Source organism: Streptomyces yokosukanensis (assembly GCF_001514035.1).
Classification (GTDB): Bacteria; Actinomycetota; Actinomycetes; order Streptomycetales; family Streptomycetaceae; genus Streptomyces; species Streptomyces yokosukanensis.
Map to the genome: position 1 here is coordinate 179648 of NZ_KQ948210.1, position 18796 is coordinate 198443.

An 18796-nucleotide genomic window follows, 5' to 3' on the forward strand; every position below is an offset into this window, starting at 1 on the left:
AACGGTCACGCGCCCTTCGCCGTCCCCCGGGGACGATCGGCCCCGGGCCACGCCCAGTTGCCGGAAAACCGTGTGCCGCGGGGCTGCGCCACTGGCTACCATCGCCACGATGACGACTCACACCTCTCAGAGAACGGGGGTCCCGTCCGCGCAAGGTGAGCGCTGATGCTCCCTTCCACCGCGCACGGGGATTCCCGGCTTTCCCTGTGGCTGCGCGTACGGACGTACGCCGTGCCACCGTCCATGATCGAACGGGCCACCGCCCGCCGTACGGCCGGCGACTGGGCCGGGGCCTGCGCCGCCGCCCGGATCGACGTCGACCTCGATCTGCGCACCGTCGCCCGCGCCCACGGCCGGGAGATCGCGACCCGGCTCCGCGCCGACCTCCGCGCCCTCGCCCCGGACCTGCTGCGCTGGCACATGCCGAGGATCGCGCCGGACGGGCTGCTGCGCCCCGGGCTGACCCTGACACTGGCCCGGTACGAGCGGTCCGACCGGGCCGGCCCGCTGCATCTCGTGGCCCGTACGCCGCCCGCCTGGGCGGACGCGGGCCAGCGGATCAGCCTCGCCCTGTGGGATCCGGCACGGCCCGAGACCGGCCGGCATCCGCATCCCCGCCCGAACCGCCGTTTCCGGCTCGACCTGCACCGCCACCTGTGGGACGCGCGCCGGTCCGGGGAACTGCGGGCCCGTTCGGGAGCGGACGGCCCCGTCCCTGCGAACCACGACCCCCTGGGCCTCGCGCCACCGGACCTCGGCTGCGCCGTCGGCCGCTGGGCGGCCGAGGCCGCCGTCCTGCTCCGCACCGAGGGCCGCCCCGACACGCCGTTCTCCGTACGGCTGGGCACCCGGCGCCGGCTGATCCTGGCGGTGGTCGCGGACGAGGAGGGCACGGCCCCGGACACCACCGATCCCGTCCGGTGCGGGACCGGACCGGACGGGATCGGCCACGGGTGTGGAACCGAGCCGGGGGGCGCCGAGCCGGACGGGGCCGGACACCGGTGCGGGACCGAGCCGAGTGGGACCGGCCACCGGGGCGGAACCGGACCGGGCGGTGCCGAGCGCCGGTACCGAGCCGAACCGACCGGAGCCGAGCGCCGGCGCGGGACCGGGCCGGCCGAGGCAGAACACCGACACGGGGCCGAACCGGCGGGCGCCGTGCGCTGGTTCGTGCAAGAGCCGGTCTGCGGTGTCGCCGGGCCGGGGCGGCTCAGGGACGGTGGCCGTACGTGTCCGGGCGCGGGCGACGGCGGTGAGCCGGGGCTTCGGAAGGTGGCCGAGGTGCCGACGGGTGGGCTCTGCGCCGTGCCCGTGCTGCCCGACGCGGCGACCTGGGTCCCGCCCGACCTCGAACTGCTGCGTGCCGGGCTGCTCACGCCGGACCGGCTGCATCCGCTGGTCGCCGCCGCGCTGGCCCCCGGCCACCGCACGCGGGGTCCCCTCCAGGACACGGACCCGGTGGCGCGGGCGCGGCACGTGGAGTGCCGGGGCGCCCGGCACCGGATCGGCCTGGTCGGCGGCGTTCTGGTCCCGCTGGACCACGATCCGCAGGAGATCCGGCGCGAGGAGCTGCTGGCCGCGCTCGGCGGCCCGCCGCTGCCCTGTCTGTGGGTCGTCGACGAGGCGCACCGGCGTCCGCACTGCCTCGCCGGTGTACGCGAGCGCCTGAACCACGGCGACACGGACGGCGCCCTGGCCGTGGTCGAGGGGCTGCTGGGCCCCGGCGCGGTGCTGCGCGCGGGACCGCTGCAGGACGAACTCGCGGCGGCCGCCGAGCGACGCATCGCCTACGGGCTGTACCGGGCGGGCCTGACCGGCTCGGGCGGCACCTCCACCCCGCGGGCCCACCGCACCGACCGGGGCCGCCGCCTCACCCGACGGCAGTCCCGCACCGCCACCTTCTTCTGAACCTCCCTTTCCCTCTTGCGACTTCACACCACAGGTGATGCCTTCATGACCTCCTCCCTCGCCACGTCCCGGTCCGCCGATCAGCCGGACACCACCCAACTCCACGTCGCTGACGCCCTGTTGACCCTGCTGCGCGACACGACCACCGAGCCGCGCCCCGACATCCAGCTGGAGGCGCTCACCCTGGCCGTGGCCGCCGATCTTCCGGTGCTGCTGTGGGGCGAGCCGGGCATCGGCAAGACGGCGGCGCTGACGCAGCTCGCCACCGCCCTGGACCTGCCGCTGACCACCGTGATCGCGAGCGTCCACGAGCCGTCCGACTTCTCCGGCCTGCCCGTCGTCGGCGACGATCCGGCGGTGCAGGGCGTTCCGCTGGCCCCGCCGGACTGGGCGGTGCGGCTCGTACGGGCCGGACGGGGGCTGCTGTTCCTGGACGAGCTGTCCACCGCTCCCCCGGCGGTGCAGGCTGCACTGCTGCGGCTCGTGCTGGAGCGGCGGATCGGCGCCCTGCGACTGCCGCCCGGGGTGCGGATCGTGGCGGCGGCCAATCCGCGTTCCTCGGCGGCCGACGGCTGGGAGCTGAGCCCGCCGCTGGCCAACCGGTTCGTGCATCTGCAGTGGGCCCACGACCACGACGTCGTCGTACGGGGTCTCGGTGGGACCTGGCCGCGGGCGACCCTGCCGGTGCTCGACCCGGCGCTCTTGCCGCAGGCCGTGGCCCACGCCCGGCGCGCGGTGTGCGAGTTCCTCGTCGCACGGCCGGCGCTGGTCCACCGACTGCCCGGCGGGGAGAGCCGCCGGGGCGGCGCGTGGCCGTCGCCGCGCAGCTGGGAGGCGACGCTGCGGCTGATCGCCTTCGCGACCGCCGCCGGTTCGTCCCGGGACGTGCTGTCGCTGCTGGTGCGGGGCACCGTGGGCGACGGTCCCGGACTGGAGCTGCTGGCGAGCCTGGACCGGATGGACCTGCCCGACCCCGAGACCCTGCTCGCCGACCCGGCGGGTGCCGAACTGCCCGAGCGCGGGGATCTGCGGCAGGCCGTGCTGGACGGTGTGGTGGAGGCGGTCCGACGGCGCCCGGAGCGCGCCCGCTGGGACGCCGCCTGGGCGTTGCTGGTGCGGGCGATGGAGACCGGGGCGCCGGACGTGGTGGTCGTCCCGGCGAGCACGCTGGCCGCCCTGCGCCGGGAGGACTGGGACGTACCGGCGGCGGTCGAACGGCTCGCCGGAGTGGTGTCGCTGTCCCGGCGGGCCGACGAGACTGCCGGCCGGGGCGCGCGGACCGCCGGGGCCCGCCGATGACGGCGGACGCGCCGGGCGCGCTGGACCTCGGCAAGCTGTTCGCCGCGCGGCTGCACGCGGCACGCGTCCGGCCGTATCTGGCGACGGCCCTGTTCGCGCTGCGCCCCGTGGAGTCGCGTGAGGTGCCGACGATGGGGGTCGACCGGTACTGGCGGTGCTATGTGTCGCCGGCGTTCGTGGCACGCACACCGCCCTCGGAACTGGCCGCGGTGTGGGTGCACGAGGTGTCGCACCTGTTGCGCGATCACCACGGGCGCGGCGACCGTTATGCCCGTAAGCACCGGCTGACCGGTCCAGCGGAGCGGCTGCGGATCAACATCGCGGCGGACTGCGAGATCAACGACGACGCGTACGGCGACGGACTGGTGCGGCCCGAGGACGCCGTGACGCCGCACCGACTGGGGCTGCCCGAGGGGGAGTTGATGGAGGACTACCTCCGGCAGTTCCGGCTCGGGCCGAGCCTGGAGCGCCTGGCCTGGCTGGACTGCGGCAGCGGCGCCGACGGGCTGCACCGGGGGTGGGAGCTGGGGCCGGACGGCGCGCACGGGCTGAGCGAGCAGGAGCGGGACGCGATCCGGTTCCGGGTGGCACAGGGCATCAACGGCGCTCCGGGCAACGCCCCGCGAGGCTGGCGGCGCTGGGCCGAGGAGGCGTTCCATCCGCCGCAGCCGTGGCGCCAGTTGCTGGGTTCGGCGCTCCGCTCGGCGGTCTCCGGGCCGGGCGCGGGCGAGGACTACCACTACGGCCGCCCGGCGCGGCGCTCGGCCGGGCTGCCCCGGGTCGTCCTGCCGAGTCTGCGGCGCCGGCCGCCCCGGGTGTGCGTGGTCGTCGACACGTCGGGGTCGGTCGGTGACGCCGAACTGGGCAGCGCGCTGCTGGAGGTGGCCGCGATCTGCCGGGCGCTGGGCGGGCGGCGGGACCTGGTCTCGGTGCTGTCCTGCGATGCCGCGGCCCAGACCGTGCAGCCGCTGTGCCGGACGGAGGGCATCGATCTGGTGGGCGGCGGCGGGACGGATCTGCGCGCCGGGTTCGCCCGGGCGCTGCGCACGCGCCCCGACGTGGTGGTGGTCCTGACCGACGGGCAGACACCGTGGCCCGCGGAGCGGCCGGCGTGCCGGACGGTGGTGGGGCTGTTCCCCCGGACCGGCGGGTCGTACGACGAGGACGATCCCGCCTACCGGCCGGACGCACCGCCCGCGTGGGCGCGGGTGGTGACCATCGGGTCGGCGGCGGGATGACCCGGCGCCGAACAGGGCCGGCGCCGGGGTCAGACGCCGACCGTCTCCTCGACCTCTTCCTCGATCTCCGCGGCGGACCGCGCGGCGGACTCCGCTTCGGTACCCTCCTCGGCTGCCGACCGTGCGGGCGCCGGTACGGACGAGGGCCGTGCGGGGACCGGCACGGAGGCCGGCTGCGGGGCGCTCTCGCCGTGGCCGGCCGCGTGCCGGGCCCGCCGGGGCCGCTCGTACAGGGCCGCGACACCGGTCACCAGCAGGCCGACGAGCAGCCAGATCACGAGGGTCCACACAGAGCGGGCGAGGCCGTCGTCACCGAAGTACAGCAGGCTGCGGATGCCCTCGACGAACCCGGCGCCGTTCCAGAAGGCGTGCAGGGTGCCGAAGAAGCCGTTCTGCAGCTCGGGGCGGAACAAACCGCCGGAGCTGGTGAAGTTGAGCATGACGAACAGGACCATCATGGTGAGCGTGGTCCACCGCTTGAGGAAGGTGTGCAAGCCGACGCCGACGAAGAGGATGCCGGCCGAGTACAGCCAGGCCATGCCCCACACGCCCGCGAGGTCGTGGTGTGCGAGGTGGAACACCGGTCCGGCGAGCAGCGCGCCGATGCCGCCGACCACGGCGGAGACACCGAGTACGAGGAGCGCCCGCACCCGCATGGCGAGCCCGGCACCCGCGGCTCCGAGGGCGGCGACCGAGGCGTAGGAGCCGATGCTGAGCGCGATCAGCAGGAAGAACAGGCCCTGGCCGGTGGGGTCGTCGGCGACGGGCGGGGCCACGTCGGTGACCTTCAGCGGGACGCCGTGCTCGGCGGCGACCGGCGTGAAGACCCTCTCGACGGCCGTCGCGCCCATGTCCGAGGCGGCGCCGGCCACCAGGAGTTCGGGTGTGTGTGCACTCGGCACATAGGCGCCGGTCACATCACGGGACTTCAGCAGATCCACGGCGTCGGCACGGGTGGCGACGGTGCGGACGTCGAGCTTGTCCCCCGCGCCGTCCTTGACGGTCTGCGCGAACACCTTCGCCTGCGGTGTGGTGCCGACGACGGCGACGGGCAGGTGGTGCGGCTCGGGGGTGACGAAGGCCCCCATGTACGCGAGCCCCATGCCTATGCACATCAGCAGCGGGGTGATCAGGTGTGTGAGCACATGGCGCACTGCCGGTGACCTCATCGCGGGCGACCTCCAATGGTTGGCTTATACAACTCTCACATCAAGTTGTACTATACAACTAGAACGCCTGAGGAGGTATTCCCGTGAGTGCAGCGGAGTCGGCCGTCGAGACGATCCAGCGCGAGATGACCATCTTCGCGCGCAGGGCCCGAGCCTCGGCGGGCCGGATGCACCCCGAGCTGTCACTGGTGTCGTACACCCTGCTCGGCCATCTGGAGGAGCGCGACGGCTGCCGGGCGACGGACCTGGCGGGGCACTACGCGCTCGACAAGTCCACGGTCAGCCGCCAGGTGGCGGCACTGGAGCGGGCCGGACTGATCGAGCGCCGCCTGGACCCGGAGGACCACCGGGTGCAGGTACTGCATCTGACGGAGGCGGGCCGGGAGATCCTCGCCCAGGTCACCCGCAGCCGCAGGAGCGCGTTCCGCGAGCGGCTCGCGAACTGGCCGGAAGAGGATCTGGTGCGCTTCGCGGCCTACCTGGAGCGGTACAACGCGGGACCGGGCGGGACCGGGGCCGTCTGACCCGCCGGTCCCGGCGCCGGCGCCCGGTCGTCACCCGGCCGTCACCGGGGCGCGGGCCGCGAGGAACGCCGTACGGCGGCGCAGCCGGAAGCCCAGCGACTCGTACAGCCGGATCGCACGGGTGTTGTGGGCGCCGGTGTGCAGGAACGGCGTCTCGCCGCGCTCCCGGATGCCGTGCGCGACCGCGAGGATCAGTCGGGTGGCGAGACCCTCGCCGCGAGCGGCCGGGTCGGTGCAGACCGCGCTGATCTCGGTCCAGCCCGGTGGGTGCAGCCGCTCCCCCGCCATGGCGACCAGCGCACCACCCCGCCGGATCCCGAGATAGGTGCCGAGTTCGACGGTGCGCGACTCGAAGGGGCCGGGCTGGGTGCGCGCCACGAGGTCGAGCATCTCGGGGACGTCCGCCGGGCCGAGGCGGACCGCCTCCGCGTCCGGCGCGGCAGCCAGTGCGTCGTCCACGAACTGCACGCCCTCGACCCGGAAGGTGATCTCCCAGCCCTCCGGCAGCTCGCCCCGGTAGCCCGGCAGCGGGATCTCCGCGCCGGGTCCGGCCAGCGCGGCCAGGTCCGCCCAGTCCCGCGCGTCCGGTTCGTCGGGCAGCGCCAGCCAGGGCGACATGTCGACGGGATAGCGCAGGACCCGGCCGCGCCGCTCGGCGAAACGGGCGTGCGGGCCGGTCAGGGAGGCGCGGGCGGGGTTGTCCAGGACGTGCGGGGCGCCGGCGGGGGTCTGCGTGCCGGCGCCCGCGCGGGCTATGACGCTCACGCGCCCACCTCGATCACGATCTTGCCGAGGGTGTGCCCGTCCTCGACGGCGCGCAGCGCCGCGCCGGCCTCCCGCAGCGGGAAGACGCGGGTGACGTGCGGCGTCAGCGCGCCGCGCTCGGCGAGATCGGCGACCGCCTCCAGGACGGCGGCGGTACGGGCGCGCTGGACGCGGTCGCCGCCCAGCGCGGCGACCGCCTCCTGCGGGGAACCGGCGGTGACCAGCTTGCTCCGGTCCTTCAGCAGCTCGGCCGCCTCGGCGAGCACCGGACCGCCCACCAGGTCGTACACCCCGTCGATCCCGTCGCGGGCGACGGCACGCACCCGCTCGACCAGGTCCGGCCCGGACGGTACGTGCACGGCGCCCAGGGACTCCACGAAGTCCTTCTTGGCCTCGCTCGCCACGCCCACGACCCGCAGCCCGAAGGCGCGGGCGATCTGCGCGGCGGCGCTGCCGACCCCGCCGCCCGCGCCCGTCACCAGCAGGGTCGAGCCCCCGGGCAGGTCGAGCTGGCGGATCCCGTCGTAGGCGGTGGCGGCGGCGACCGGGAGGGTGGCGGCGTCGCGGAAGGACAGCGCGGCCGGTTTGCGGGCGGTCACGGCGGCGGTCAGCAGGGCGTACTCGGCGTATCCGCCGTGAGCGGTGCTGCCGAGCACCTCGTCACCGGCGGCGAAGCCGGTGACGCCCGGGCCGACCTCCTGAACGACACCGGCGGCCTCGCTGCCGAAGACCGTGGGAAAGACGGGTTCGCGCTCGCCGGGGCGGCGGAAGCCCTGGCGCAGCTTCCAGTCCACGGGGTTGACGCCTGCCGCGCGGACCGCGATCAGGATCTCACCGGGGCCGGGACTCGGGCGGTCCAGGTCGATCAGCGCCTCGGTCTCCGGGCCGCCGTGCCGCGTGTAGACATACGCCTTGGGCATGCTCATTCCTCGCTTCTCTCGCGCTGCCACCGGTCTACCGGTGCCCGCATCGAGCGCAAAGGAGAAGCGCCGCAGAGCTATTCCCCTGGCCCGAAAGAGTTCATGAGGCCGCAATCATCCGGGCGGCGTCCGGGCGGTGACCAGGGGCGGAGCATCCGCGACGACAGCGTACGGTTGAAGGATGAACGTTACGCGAGGCTTCACGGGCCGCCCGCGCGTCCCTCACCCGGGGCTGCCGCCCGGGCAGTACGACGCGGGCGAGGACTGGCCCGTCCTGTCCGCCGAGGTCACCCCCGACCTCGCGCCGGCCGACTGGTCCTTTCGCATCGACGGCCTGGTCGAGCGGCCGCACACCTGGAACTGGGACGCCGCACACGCGTTGCCGGCGTCGGCGTACGACGGAGACATCCACTGTGTGACCGGCTGGTCGAAGTTCGGCGTGCGCTTCGGCGGCGTCTCGCTGGACGCGTTCTTCGCTGTGGTGCGGCCCCATGTGTCCGCCACCCATGTGGTCGCCGCCTCCCACACGGGGTACACCACCAACCTGCCGCTCGCCGACGTCACGGGCGGGCGGGCCTGGATCGTCTGGGAGTACGACGGACGGCCGCTGCCGTCCGAACACGGCGGCCCGGCGCGGCTGGTGGTGCCGCATCTGTACTTCTGGAAGAGCGCCAAGTGGATCGCGGGCCTCACGCTCCTCGACCACGACGAGCCGGGCTTCTGGGAGGGCAACGGCTACCACGGGCGCGGCAACCCCTGGGAGGAGCAGCGGTACTCCGGTGACTGACACGGTGACGACGACGGGCACGGCTCCGGCGCACCCCCGCGCCCGGCCGACCGGCTCCGGCGCTCCCGCCACCCGGTTCGCGGTGCCCGGCCGCATCTCGGTGAGCGAGCAGGCGGCGACGGTGTGGCAGACCGCCATGCTGACGCGGATCCGGCGCGAGACGCCGCACGCGGCGACCTTCCGGCTGGCGGTGCCGGAGTGGGCGGGGCATCTGCCCGGCCAGCACCTGATGCTGCGGCTGACCGCGCCGGACGGCTATGTGGCGCAGCGCCACTACTCGATCGCGTCGGCTCCGGACGGCTCCGGGCACATCGAGCTGACCCTGGACCGTGTACCGGACGGCGAGGTCTCCGGCTGGTTCCACACCGTCGCCCGCCCCGGTGACACGGTCGAGGTGCGCGGGCCGCTCAGCGGCTTCTTCGCCTGGCCGGGCGACCGGCCCGCGCTGCTGCTCGGCGCCGGCTCCGGGGTCGTCCCGCTGATGTCGATGGTGCGGCACCGCCGCGGGCGCGGCCTCACGGTGCCGCTGCGCATGCTGGTGTCGGCGCGCAGCCCGGAGGAGCTGATCTACTCCGCCGAGCTGGGCGAGGAGACGACGACCGTGTTCACCCGCAGCGCCCCACAGGGTGTGCCGGTGGGGCGTATGACGGCCGCACATGTGGCACCGCTCCTGGCCGAGCAGCCTCCCGGTGGGTGGGAGGCCTATGTGTGCGGATCCAACGGGTTTGCCGAGCACGCGTCCCGGCTGCTGGTCGCCGCGGGCCAGCCGGTGGACCGGATCCGCATCGAGCGCTTCGGCTGACTCCGGGTCGCACGCCGGGGTCGGTCGCGTGATCGTGGGGCGCATGGCGCGTTCCCGCGCTCCAGGTGGGCCTGAACTCGCGGTTCGTGATGTGAGCGAGGTGCTCCCTACGGGGTACGAGACGGGTGAACACGCTCGTGTGCGTGAGCGGTGGGGGTGACGGACCGGGTGGACCGGTGCGTCGGCTCTCCGGCTCCGGCGGTGCGAGGAGGTGGACATGCGTACCCGGGTGCGTGCCTGGCGCTGGCGGCGCAATCCGCTGCGACGCCACTCGGATGTCGTGGAGGCCTGGACGGTGCTGATCGTCACCGTCCTGCTGTTCGTCGTCGTACCTCTGGTGGGCGTGGCCGCGGGCCTGCGCGCCCATACCCATGCCCGGACCGTCGCGGCCGCGCAGCGCACCGAGCGTCATCAGGTGCGCGCGGTGGTGGTCGGCGACCGGACCGAGCCGCTGTCCGCCGTGGAGGGGGGACGCGAGCGCCCCTACCGCGCCGAAGTCCGCTGGACGGAGCCCGGCAGGGGGACCCGTACGGCATGGGCCCGGGTACCGGCCGGGACCCGGACCAGGGACACGGTCACCGTGTGGCTGGACACCCGCGGCCGCTCCGTCACGCCGCCGCCGGGCCGCTCGACGGTCCTGCAGCACGCGGTGACCGTCGGGGTGTGCGCGGCGGGCGGTACGGCCGCCGTCGTCCTCCTCGGACACGCCGTGGAGCGCCGGATCGCGCTGCGCCACCGGCTCGCGGAGTGGGAGCGGGCGTGGGCGCGGACGGGACCGCGGTGGACCCAGCCGCAGGCGTAAGCGCGATCGGACCGCGAAGGGGCCGGATTTCGCTCCCTGGTCAGGGCGACCGCCCACGTACGGTGAGCCGACGCTGATTCCTTCACGAAGGCGGTTGTCGATGGCTCTGTTCGACCTCCCTCTCGCCGAACTCCGCACACACCGCAGCGAGTCCACCGAGCCCGAGGACTTCGACGCCTTCTGGGGCAAGACCCTTCAGGAGGCGCGCGAGCACGCGCTGGACGCCCGCTTCGAGGCCGTGGACACCGGGCTGTCCACGGTCCAGGTGTACGACGTGACGTTCGCCGGGTTCGGCGGCCACCCGGTCAAGGGCTGGCTGCGGCTGCCGGCCGGGGCGAGCGAGCCCCTGCCGCTGGTGGTGGAGTTCGTCGGCTACGGCGGTGGGCGCGGGCTGCCGCACGAGCAGCTGCTGTGGGCGTCGACCGGTCGGGCGCACTTCGTGATGGACACCCGTGGCCAGGGCAGCGCGTGGGGCGGCGGCGGTGGCACGGCGGACCCGGTGGGGGCGGCACCTGCGTACCCCGGCTTCATGACGCGCGGCGTCGAGGCGCCCGAGAACTACTACTACCGCCGGGTGTACACGGACGCCGTGCGCGCCGTCGAGGCGGCCCGTGCCCATCCGCTGACCGACGCCGCGCGGACCGTGGCGCTCGGCGCGAGTCAGGGCGGCGGCATCACCCTGGCCGTCGGCGCCCTGGTGCCCGATCTGGTCGCGGTGGCGCCGGACGTGCCGTTCCTGTGCGACTTCCCGCGTGCCACGGTGCTGACGGAGCGCCATCCCTACCGCGAGATAGGCCTGTTCCTCAAGACGCACCGCGGCCGCTCGGCGGAGGTGCTGCGCACGCTGTCGTACTTCGACGGGGTGCACTTCGCGGCGCGGGGCACGGCGCCCGCGCTGTTCTCGGCGGCGTTGGAGGACCAGACCTGCCCGCCGTCGACGGTGTTCGCCGCGTTCAACGCCTGGGCGCACGAGGACAAGGCGATCGAGGTCTACGACTTCAACGACCACGAGGGCGGCGGCCCGTTCCACGAGGCGGAGAAGCTGCGCTGGCTGCGGTCGTACGCCTGAGGCAGCGGGCGTGGGCGCGAGGGGCAGGGGAGCGGTCGTACGGGCTGAATCGAGGCGGGTGTGTCGCCGGGGTACGTGATGGACCGGACGGAGCCGGGCATCGTCGGCGACCCGCGCAGGACGGCACTGGTCGACGCCCTGTACGGCGCCATATGACGGCGGAAAGGCACGGGTGGGCGGGTTTCGGCCGAACCGGCAGAGCGGTCTTCCCTCGTGGTTTAGACCAATGCTAATTGTGGTCGCGCAACGAGCCCGCACGACTACGTCTTGTCACTCCAGGAGGGCGAGGCATGGCCCGCACCACCCCGCACGAACCCGCACCGAGCGACGACCGGCCCCTGTACGGACGGATCGCGGCGCTGCTCCTCGACGAACTGCGCGACGGCACCATTCCGCCGGGTGAACGACTGCCGGGCGAAAGGCACTTGGCGGCACACTTCCAGGTCAGCCGGGAGACCGTCCGGCAGGCTCTGGAGGTGCTGCGGCGCAGCGGTCTGGTCGCCACCGACCGGCGGGGCAGCCATGCCGCGCTGCCGGCGCGACCGGTCGAGGCCCAGGGGCCCCGGCCTTCCCGCTGGGCGCCCGCGCGGCCGACCCGTGCACGGTCGACCGGGCCACGGTGACCTGGCAGACGCCACCGCCGGAGCACGCGCGGGCGCTCGGCCTCGCGCCGCACCGGCCGACGCTGGTGCACCACTACCGGTCGGCCACGCCGGACGGCCGGTCGCTGCGGATGGCGGTGACGTCGTTCTCGGCGGTGGCGCTGACCGAGGTCGCGGAGCTGGCCCGGTACCGGGGCCGGGCCGACGGCGCCACCCCCGCGCAGTTGCGGCGGGCCTACGACTGGATGCGCAAGGCCGGCCTGTGCCTGCATCACCGCGACTCGATCAGCCAGGTCGACGGCGCCTCCTCGGTGCGGGTGACCCGGCGCGTGCACGACCAGTACGCCCGGCCGCTGGAGATCACCGATCTGGTGGTGGACGCCGAACGGGACGCCCTGGTCTACGAGTTCACGTTGCCCGCGGCGGGCTGAGTCCGCCGGGCCACCACCAGCCGGGCCCGTGGGCTGCCGTCGTCGCGCCGCCCGAACTCGGGCAGGGCGTGGAGGCCGACGCCGAAGCCCGCACGCTCCAACTCGTCGAGCACCGTGCCGAGCCGGAAGGCCCGGTAGTACATGACGAACGGCGGTCGCCACAGCGCGTTGCGCACGCGCATCACCGTGTCGAACCCGAGCAGCATCCAGTATCCGGTCCGCGTCGGGCGGGGCGGGGCGAGCACCGGGAAGGCGAACCGGCCGCCCGGCCGCAGGACGGAGTGGACCTCGGTGAACAGCCCCGGCAGTTCACGCGGCAGGAAGTGGCCGAACGCCCCGAAGGACACCACGAGATCGAACGCGGCCCGCAGCGGCAGGGCACGGGCGTCGCCGCGCACCCAGGCGACCTCGGGCCCGCCGGTGGGCCGCACCCGGTGCCGGGCGACGTCCAGCATGCCCGCGCTGAAGTCGACCCCGGTGACGCTGTGGCGGCACAGGCCCGTCAGCACCTGCGCGCCCGCGCCCGTGCCGCAGCACAGGTCGAGCCCGTCCGCGAACGGGCCGAGCGGGGCGAGCGCCTTCGCCACGGACTCCAGTACCGAGTCGGGCGTCCGGAACGGCGTGCGGTCGAACTTCGGGGCGAGCAGGTCGTAGCCGCGCTCGACGGACGACAGTGCCTGTACGGCGAGTTCACGCAGGCTGGGGCCTTCGGGACCGAACATCTGCTCAGCCTAGGGCCACCCGCTCGCGCAGCACCGCGAGGACCCGCTCGCACCAGCGCAGGTTCTCCTCCTCGAAGGCGATCCCGGCCAGGAGGGTGAGGTACGGGCCGACGCGCTCGGCGTCGCGGAGGTACGCGTCCTCGGTGCGGCCGTCGAGGAGGCGGCTCTGCACCCGGCGGTAGCGGTCCAGCTTGCCGCGGGCCCAGCCCCTGCGTTCCTCGATCAGCGCCCGGGTGACCTCGGGGTCGCCGCCGTCCATCGCCTGGATCTTGATCAGGAGTTCGTCGCGGACGGCCGTGGGCCGCTTCGGGGGCTCGGCGGCGAACGCGTCCAGCTCGGCCCGGCCGGCCCCGGTGAGCGTGAACATCCGCTTGTTCGGGCGCCGTTCCTGCTGCACCGTCCGGGCCTGGACCAGCCCGTCCTGGGCGAGCCGCTCCAGCTCCCGGTAGAGCTGCTGCGGGGTGGCGGGCCAGAAGTTCGCGAGCGAGACGTCGAACGCCTTCGACAGCTCGTAGCCCGAGGCCTCGCCCTCCAGCAGTGCGGCCAGGACGGCGTACTTGAGCGACATGTGGACAGGCTAACAGGCGTTGATTAATCTCATCCGCACCTATTCAATTAGTTGACTATGCGAGGTGGTCCGATGCACGCGTTCCGCACGGCGGTCGAGGCCGGGGACATCGACGCCGTCGAGGCGCTGCTGGCCGAGGACGTGGTCTTCACCAGCCCGGTCGTCTTCAAGCCGTATCCGGGCAAGGCGATCACCGCGGCGATCCTGCGCGCGGTCTCCCAGGTGTTCCAGGACTTCCGGTATCTCCGGGAGATCGGCGACCCGGCCGGATCCGACCACGCGCTGGTCTTCACGGCGCGGGTGGGCGACCGCGAGCTGACCGGCTGCGACTTCATCCATGTGAACGAGGACGGCCTGATCGACGACCTCACGGTCATGGTCCGCCCGCTGTCCGGCGCGCACGCCCTCGCCGAGGCCATGGGCGCGCGGTTCGGCGACATCGTGAAGGAGGCGGAGGCGCACTCGGCGTGAGCCCGCCCGGGTGTCAGCCCTTGAGCTGCCCCAGCGTGGCCTTGGCGTCCTTCTTGAGCCAGGCGTCCACCTCGCTGAGCGCGGGCGGATTCTTGTCCTGGTCGTACGAGGTGAAGTAGACGCTGTAGCTCATCGTGTACGTCACCCAGCCGTCGCGTACGGCGAGGGTGGCGTAGCGGGAACCGCTGCTGGAGGAGCCGCTGCTGGTGTCCTGGCTGACGAGATAGGCCTCGTCGCCGATGCCGCCGACCGGGGAGACCTCGTAACCGGTGTGGCTGTCACCGTAGTTCTTCCACGTGGCCGTGAACTCCGGCCCCGGATCGGTCTTCTTGTGCAGGTCGAGCTGCATGGACAGATAGGCGTCGGCGTACGAGGAGCCCGTCTTCTTCAGGCCCAGGCTGCAGTAGCTCTCGTCCAGCGCCGTGTTCTTCAGGGAGGTCTTGGTCGGCGAGGAGTCGCCCTCGGGATACTCGGTCTTGAAGGAGGAGTAGTCGGCGCTGGAGCACATGTTGGCGGGCGCCGAGTAGCCGCGCAGGTCCGCGCTGTCGCCCTTGCCGCCGATCAGGAAGACGCCGCCCGCCCAGGCGGCGGAGGCGACCACCGCGCCGACCGCGGCCCACAGCACCGCCCTGCCGGCCCCGCCGCCTCCACCGGACGGCGGCACGGGCACCGCGGGACCGAACTGGGGCGCCTGCGCATACGGGTTCCCCGGGTGCGGCTGACCGAACTGACCCGGCTGGCCCGGTACGGGCTGGACGGCGGGCTGGCCGACCATCGTGGGCTGGGCGTAGAAGTTGCCCGGCGGCGGGGACTGCGGGTTCGGGTAGGGGTAGGCCGTGGGCTGCGCCGGGACGGCCGGCTGCTGCGGGGACTGCTGGGGCTGCGATGCGGGCCGGTCGGCAGGCTGTGGCGGCTGCGGTGGCGTGGACATGTCCTGAACATAGTGCACGGTTGACGGTCAAGTCGCTCTCGATCTGCGGCTCAGGCCCCGCGGGAGCCGCCCGGAGTCGGTCGGACCGGCAGGGTGCGCACGCTGTTGCCGACGAATCCGGCGTGCGGGGCCAGGTCGGCATCGGCTGCGGCCAGTTCGAGGTCGGGGAAGCGGGTGAAGAGCCGCTCCAGCGCGATACCGGCCTCCAGCCGGGCCAGCGGCGCGCCGAGGCAGTAGTGCGCCCCGTGGCCGAGGGAGAGATGCCGTACGGCGTCGGGCCGGGCGGGGCGGGTGACGTCGAAGCGGTCGGCGTCGGGGCCGTGCGCGCCCGGATCGCGGCCCGCCGCGGAGTAGCCGGCGAGCACCGGGGTGCCCGCGGGTATCAGGGTGCCGCCGACGGTCAGGTCCCGCACCGGGTAGCGGAACGGGAAGTAGCTGACCGGTGCGTCCCAGCGCAGGGTCTCCTCCGCCACATCGGCCCAGCTCGCCTTGCCCGCGCGCACCAGGTCGAGCTGGTCGCGGTGGGCGCACAGGGCGCGTACGGCGTTGGTGATCAGGTTGAGGGTGGTCTCGTGCCCGGCGATGATCATCAGCAGCAGGGTGCCGATCAGCTCCTGGTCGCCGAGCCGGTCGCCGCCCTCGTCCCGGGCGGCGATCAGCGCGCTGGTGAGGTCGTCGGCGGGCGCCGCCGCCTTGGCCGCGGCGATCTCGGCCAGGATCGCGACGAGTTCGCGGTTGGCGGCGATCGCCTCGGCGGGCTCGCTGTCGGTGGCCACGACCCGGTTGCTCAGGTGGTGCAGTCGGTCGCGGAACTCCACGTCCACGCCGAGGAGTTCGCAGACGACCCCCATCGGCAGCGGCAGGGCGAAGTGCCGCCGCAGATCGGCGACACCGTCTCCGGCCGCCGCGGCGCGGGCCAGGTCGTCCAGCAACGCGCTGGTCAACTCCTCGATCCGAGGCCTCAGTTCCTCCACCCGCCGCGGGGTGAAGGCGCGGCCGGCCAGGGACCGCAGCCGCCGGTGGTCCTCGCCGTCGGCGGTCGTCATGCCCTGCACGGTGGCGAAGGTGAGCAGCGGCCAGCCGGCCGGGATCCGCCCTTCGCGCAGGTCGGTGAAGTGGCGTGCGTTCTTGGCGACTTCGGGATGCTGCAGGAACTCCTTCAACGCCTCGTGCCCGAGTACGGCCATGCCCGCGATCCCCCCGGGCAGTTCCACCGGGGCCACGGCCCCGCCGGCCAGCAGCCGCGCGTTGACGGCGTGCGGGCAGCCACCGGAGGGGTCCAGACGGTACGGGGGCCGTGCGGGGGAGGTCTCCACAGGTTCTTCTCCTGACGGTCGACGGAGGGCGGCGGCGACTCGGGACGGGAATACACGCGGACGGCATCATGTTGACCCAACCGGACGCACAGGTATAGTGCGAACAGCGCATGTGCGTGTCCCGTCGTACGGACACCGGTGCCGCTCTGCTCCATCAGCCCCCTCGGCCGAGACTTCCGACCGGCCCGGGCTTCTTCTCTGCACCACCTCGTGACCAGGGCTTCCTTGCCGTACCCGAGGTGTCGTTCCCGCCGCCCCGGAGGCAGCTGTCAGCGCCTCCCGCTCGCGGCCTCTCCCCCCTTCCTCTTTCTCTTCTCCCGTCCGTGAAAGGACTTCCCACCATGACCACCGCACTCGAACACCCTCCCGTGGTCCAGCAGGCCCCGGCCGCCACGCTCGTCACCGGCGTCCTCGACATCGACGCGCACGGGAAGGGGCAGCTGCGGGCGGCAGGCCTGCTGCCCTCCCCCGGCGACCCTCAGGTCCCGGCGGCGCTGATCCGGCGCCACGGGCTGCGCAAGGGCGACCTCGTCGAGGGCGCCCGGGGCGCCCAGCGCGCCCTGACCGACGTCACACGCGTCGACGGCCGTGCTCCGGCGGACCTGCGGGGCCGCCGCCACTTCCGCGATCTCACCCCGCTCCACCCGCACGAGCGCATCCGCCTCGAACACCCCGCGTCCGGACCGGCCGGGCGCCTCACCGATCTGTTCGCGCCGGTCGGCAAGGGCCAGCGCGGACTCGTCGTGGCCCCGCCGAAGAGCGGCAAGACGGTGCTGCTCCAGCAGCTCGCCGCCGCCGTCGCCGGCAACCACCCCGAGTGCCGGCTGATGGTCCTGCTGGTCGACGAGCGGCCCGAGGAGGTCACCGAGATGCGCCGCTCGGTGCGCGGCGAGGTGTACGCCTCCACGTTCGACCGGACGCCCAAGGAGCACATCGCCCTCGCCGAGCTGGTCCTCGAGCGGGCCAGACGCCGGGTGGAGGCCGGTGAGGACGTCGTCGTCCTGCTGGACTCGCTGACCCGGCTGTGCCGGGCGCACAACAACGCCTCCGCCGCCGGCGGGCGCACGCTGAGCGGCGGTGTCGACGCGGGCGCCCTGCTCGGCCCCAAGCGGTTCTTCGGCGCCGCCCGCCAGGCCGAGGAGGGCGGCTCGCTGACCATCCTCGCCACCGCGCTGGTGGACACCGGCTCCCGCGCCGACGGCTACTACTTCGAGGAGCTGAAGAGCACGGGCAACATGGAGCTGCGCCTCGACCGGGAGTCCGCCGCCCGGGGCCTCTTCCCCGCCATGGACCTCGACACCACGGGCACCCGCCGCGAGGAACTCCTGCTCACCCCGGCCGAGTTGACGGCCGTCAACGGTCTGCGCCGGGCGCTGCGCTCCCGCGAGGGCGGTCCCTCCGCCCTGGAGACCCTCCTTCAGCGGCTGCGCTCCACCCCCGACAACGCCGCGTTCCTCCGGCAGATCCGGCCCACCCTGCCCGCCGGCTGACCCCGCTCCCCGACGCCGGGGGTCCGGCATCCGGGTGGCTCGTGTCGGCCGAACGGACGCCACGACGCGAAGGATGACCGACTCGTTCCTACGTTGAGCATATGATCACCGGATTCTCTCGTCGGGCGGCCTTCACGGCCTGCTCGCTGTGCGTGGCGGGGGTGCTGGCCCTCGCTCCGGCCTCCTCCGCCGGACTCCTGGCCGGGGAACCCGCCCCGCCCGCCCCCCGGGCTGCGATGCCCGGGCCGTCCCTGCTCTATCTCTCCGGCACCCATGTCCGGCTGCGCCGGGGGGCGCCCCAGGTGCCGGAGGTGTCGGCGCTGTCCTGGGTGGTGGCCGACGCCACCACCGGCGAGGTGCTGGCCGCGAACGACGCGCACCGCAGGCTGCCGCCCGCCAGCACCCTGAAGACACTGTTCGCCCTGACCGTGCTGCCGAAGCTGCCCGCCACGATGAACCACACCGTGCACAACGAGGAGCTGGCGGACATCGGTGCCGGCAGCAGTCTGGTCGGCATCCAGGCGGGAAGCTCCTACCAGGTGGCCGACCTGTGGCGCGGTGTCTTCCTCAGCTCGGGCAACGACGCCGTGCATGTGCTGGCCGCGCTGAACGGCGGCTGGGCGGCCACGACCGCACAGATGCAGACAGAGGCGCGCTCCCTCGGCGCCCTGGACACCCATGTGGTCTCCCCCGACGGCTACGACGCCGACGGCCAGGTGTCCTCCGCCTTCGACCTGGCCGTCTTCGGCCGGACGGGGCTGGGCAACCACGACTTCGCCCACTACTGCTCCACGGCCGAGGCCATGTTCCCCGCCGCCGGGTGGTCCTTCGGCATCCGGAACACCAACAAGCTGCTGACCGGCGCGGGCGGTGTGCAGCGGTATCCGGGGCTGATCGGCATCAAGAACGGCTACACCACCAAAGCGGGCAACACCCTGGTCGCCGCCGCCCGCCGGGACGGGCGCACGCTGCTGGTGACCGT

The 18796-nt window shown here is 73.8% G+C and carries 17 protein-coding genes and 2 pseudogenes; 12 read left to right on the top strand and 7 right to left on the bottom strand.

From position 1 onward, the window contains the following. Positions 1 to 165: 165 nt before the first annotated feature. Genes AQI95_RS48940 through AQI95_RS13570 form a run of 3 tightly spaced genes read left to right on the top strand, consistent with a single transcriptional unit; the run spans position 166 to position 4445 of the window. The gene (locus AQI95_RS48940) at positions 166 to 1908 is read left to right on the top strand and encodes a hypothetical protein (protein ID WP_067122015.1); all 1743 of its coding nucleotides are present in this window, start codon (positions 166 to 168) and stop codon (positions 1906 to 1908) included. 45 nt (positions 1909 to 1953) lie between these two features. Then, positions 1954 to 3207 (top strand): AAA family ATPase, encoded by a 1254-nt coding sequence (locus AQI95_RS13565; RefSeq protein ID WP_067122018.1) that lies wholly within the window; start codon positions 1954 to 1956, stop codon positions 3205 to 3207. Continuing rightward, complete coding sequence (locus AQI95_RS13570) at positions 3204 to 4445, top strand: vWA domain-containing protein (protein WP_067122021.1); 1242 nt, start codon at positions 3204 to 3206, stop codon at positions 4443 to 4445. Before AQI95_RS13565 ends, AQI95_RS13570 begins: the two co-directional genes overlap by 4 nt. 29 nt (positions 4446 to 4474) lie before the next feature. On the opposite strand, the gene AQI95_RS13575 is transcribed toward AQI95_RS13570, so the two are convergent. Continuing rightward, entirely contained in the window at positions 4475 to 5614 is a 1140-nt protein-coding gene (locus AQI95_RS13575; protein ID WP_067122024.1) for an ABC-2 transporter permease, read from the bottom strand. A 125-nt stretch (positions 5615 to 5739) separates the two neighbouring features. On the opposite strand from AQI95_RS13575, the gene AQI95_RS13580 reads away from it, so the two are divergent. Then, positions 5740 to 6138: a MarR family winged helix-turn-helix transcriptional regulator gene (locus tag AQI95_RS13580; protein ID WP_244188752.1), complete on the top strand. Its 399-nt coding sequence runs from the start codon at positions 5740 to 5742 to the stop codon at positions 6136 to 6138. 30 nt (positions 6139 to 6168) lie between these two features. Here AQI95_RS13580 and AQI95_RS13585 read toward each other — a convergent pair whose 3' ends face one another. Together AQI95_RS13585 and AQI95_RS13590 are read right to left on the bottom strand one after the other, a co-directional pair. Continuing rightward, on the bottom strand, positions 6169 to 6903 hold the full coding sequence (locus AQI95_RS13585; RefSeq protein ID WP_244188730.1) for a GNAT family N-acetyltransferase: 735 nt from the start codon (positions 6901 to 6903) through the stop codon (positions 6169 to 6171). Next, a complete protein-coding gene (locus tag AQI95_RS13590) occupies positions 6900 to 7823 on the bottom strand; it encodes an NADP-dependent oxidoreductase (RefSeq protein ID WP_067122030.1) in 924 nt (307 codons plus the stop codon). Before AQI95_RS13590 ends, AQI95_RS13585 begins: the two co-directional genes overlap by 4 nt. 181 nt (positions 7824 to 8004) lie before the next feature. Between AQI95_RS13590 and AQI95_RS13595 the strand changes: the two genes are divergently transcribed. The 5 genes and pseudogenes from AQI95_RS13595 (at position 8005) to AQI95_RS13615 (ending at position 12316) form a co-directional block, all read left to right on the top strand. Then, positions 8005 to 8610 carry a sulfite oxidase-like oxidoreductase gene (locus AQI95_RS13595; protein ID WP_067122033.1) on the top strand — a complete coding sequence of 202 codons (606 nt, stop codon included), beginning with the start codon at positions 8005 to 8007 and terminating at the stop codon, positions 8608 to 8610. Between the two features lie 82 nt (positions 8611 to 8692). After that, positions 8693 to 9412 carry a ferredoxin reductase gene (locus tag AQI95_RS13600; protein WP_079071269.1) on the top strand — a complete coding sequence of 240 codons (720 nt, stop codon included), beginning with the start codon at positions 8693 to 8695 and terminating at the stop codon, positions 9410 to 9412. A 217-nt stretch (positions 9413 to 9629) separates the two neighbouring features. Then, complete coding sequence (locus tag AQI95_RS13605; protein WP_067122036.1) at positions 9630 to 10214, top strand: Rv1733c family protein; 585 nt, start codon at positions 9630 to 9632, stop codon at positions 10212 to 10214. 100 nt (positions 10215 to 10314) lie between these two features. Beyond that, the gene (locus AQI95_RS13610) at positions 10315 to 11283 is read left to right on the top strand and encodes an acetylxylan esterase (RefSeq protein ID WP_067122038.1); all 969 of its coding nucleotides are present in this window, start codon (positions 10315 to 10317) and stop codon (positions 11281 to 11283) included. Positions 11284 to 11573: 290 nt separating this feature from the next. Beyond that, a pseudogene (locus AQI95_RS13615) lies at positions 11574 to 12316 on the top strand (GntR family transcriptional regulator). Here the strand turns inward: AQI95_RS13615 and AQI95_RS13620 are convergent. After that, the gene (locus AQI95_RS13620) at positions 12286 to 13038 is read right to left on the bottom strand and encodes a class I SAM-dependent methyltransferase (RefSeq protein WP_067122041.1); all 753 of its coding nucleotides are present in this window, start codon (positions 13036 to 13038) and stop codon (positions 12286 to 12288) included. The pseudogene AQI95_RS13615 and the gene AQI95_RS13620 overlap by 31 nt on opposite strands. Before the next feature lie 4 nt (positions 13039 to 13042). Beyond that, positions 13043 to 13606: a PadR family transcriptional regulator gene (locus AQI95_RS13625; RefSeq protein WP_067122044.1), complete on the bottom strand. Its 564-nt coding sequence runs from the start codon at positions 13604 to 13606 to the stop codon at positions 13043 to 13045. Between the two features lie 72 nt (positions 13607 to 13678). On the opposite strand from AQI95_RS13625, the gene AQI95_RS13630 reads away from it, so the two are divergent. Continuing rightward, positions 13679 to 14077 carry a nuclear transport factor 2 family protein gene (locus AQI95_RS13630; protein ID WP_067122047.1) on the top strand — a complete coding sequence of 133 codons (399 nt, stop codon included), beginning with the start codon at positions 13679 to 13681 and terminating at the stop codon, positions 14075 to 14077. Between the two features lie 13 nt (positions 14078 to 14090). Here AQI95_RS13630 and AQI95_RS13635 read toward each other — a convergent pair whose 3' ends face one another. Both AQI95_RS13635 and AQI95_RS13640 read right to left on the bottom strand, forming a co-directional pair. Further along, positions 14091 to 15008, bottom strand: a complete 918-nt coding sequence (locus AQI95_RS13635; RefSeq protein ID WP_244188731.1) for a hypothetical protein — start codon at positions 15006 to 15008, stop codon at positions 14091 to 14093. A 50-nt stretch (positions 15009 to 15058) separates the two neighbouring features. Further along, on the bottom strand, positions 15059 to 16324 hold the full coding sequence (locus AQI95_RS13640; RefSeq protein WP_067122050.1) for a cytochrome P450 family protein: 1266 nt from the start codon (positions 16322 to 16324) through the stop codon (positions 15059 to 15061). Positions 16325 to 16665: 341 nt separating this feature from the next. Between AQI95_RS13640 and rho the strand changes: the two genes are divergently transcribed. Further along, positions 16666 to 17814, top strand: a complete 1149-nt coding sequence (rho, locus tag AQI95_RS13645; RefSeq protein WP_067122054.1) for a transcription termination factor Rho — start codon at positions 16666 to 16668, stop codon at positions 17812 to 17814. A 236-nt stretch (positions 17815 to 18050) separates the two neighbouring features. Then, positions 18051 to 18746 (top strand): annotated as a pseudogene (locus AQI95_RS50115) (D-alanyl-D-alanine carboxypeptidase family protein); the annotation flags it as partial. Between the last annotated feature and the right edge of the window lie 50 nt (positions 18747 to 18796).

Bases quoted from the DNA above. Each gene is read 5' to 3' on its own strand.
- AQI95_RS13605 (WP_067122036.1), top strand. From the start codon at position 9,630: ATGCGTACCCGGGTGCGTGCCTGGCGCTGGCGGCGCAATCCGCTGCGA.
- AQI95_RS13630 (WP_067122047.1), top strand. From the start codon at position 13,679: ATGCACGCGTTCCGCACGGCGGTCGAGGCCGGGGACATCGACGCCGTC.
- AQI95_RS13580 (WP_244188752.1), top strand. From the start codon at position 5,740: ATGACCATCTTCGCGCGCAGGGCCCGAGCCTCGGCGGGCCGGATGCAC.
- AQI95_RS13620 (WP_067122041.1), bottom strand. From the start codon at position 13,038: ATGTTCGGTCCCGAAGGCCCCAGCCTGCGTGAACTCGCCGTACAGGCA.
- AQI95_RS13610 (WP_067122038.1), top strand. From the start codon at position 10,315: ATGGCTCTGTTCGACCTCCCTCTCGCCGAACTCCGCACACACCGCAGC.
- AQI95_RS13635 (WP_244188731.1), bottom strand. From the start codon at position 15,008: ATGTCCACGCCACCGCAGCCGCCACAGCCTGCCGACCGGCCCGCATCG.
- AQI95_RS48940 (WP_067122015.1), top strand. From the start codon at position 166: ATGCTCCCTTCCACCGCGCACGGGGATTCCCGGCTTTCCCTGTGGCTG.
- AQI95_RS13595 (WP_067122033.1), top strand. From the start codon at position 8,005: ATGAACGTTACGCGAGGCTTCACGGGCCGCCCGCGCGTCCCTCACCCG.
- rho (WP_067122054.1), top strand. From the start codon at position 16,666: ATGACCACCGCACTCGAACACCCTCCCGTGGTCCAGCAGGCCCCGGCC.
- AQI95_RS13575 (WP_067122024.1), bottom strand. From the start codon at position 5,614: ATGAGGTCACCGGCAGTGCGCCATGTGCTCACACACCTGATCACCCCG.
- AQI95_RS13590 (WP_067122030.1), bottom strand. From the start codon at position 7,823: ATGCCCAAGGCGTATGTCTACACGCGGCACGGCGGCCCGGAGACCGAG.
- AQI95_RS13570 (WP_067122021.1), top strand. From the start codon at position 3,204: ATGACGGCGGACGCGCCGGGCGCGCTGGACCTCGGCAAGCTGTTCGCC.
- AQI95_RS13625 (WP_067122044.1), bottom strand. From the start codon at position 13,606: ATGTCGCTCAAGTACGCCGTCCTGGCCGCACTGCTGGAGGGCGAGGCC.
- AQI95_RS13565 (WP_067122018.1), top strand. From the start codon at position 1,954: ATGACCTCCTCCCTCGCCACGTCCCGGTCCGCCGATCAGCCGGACACC.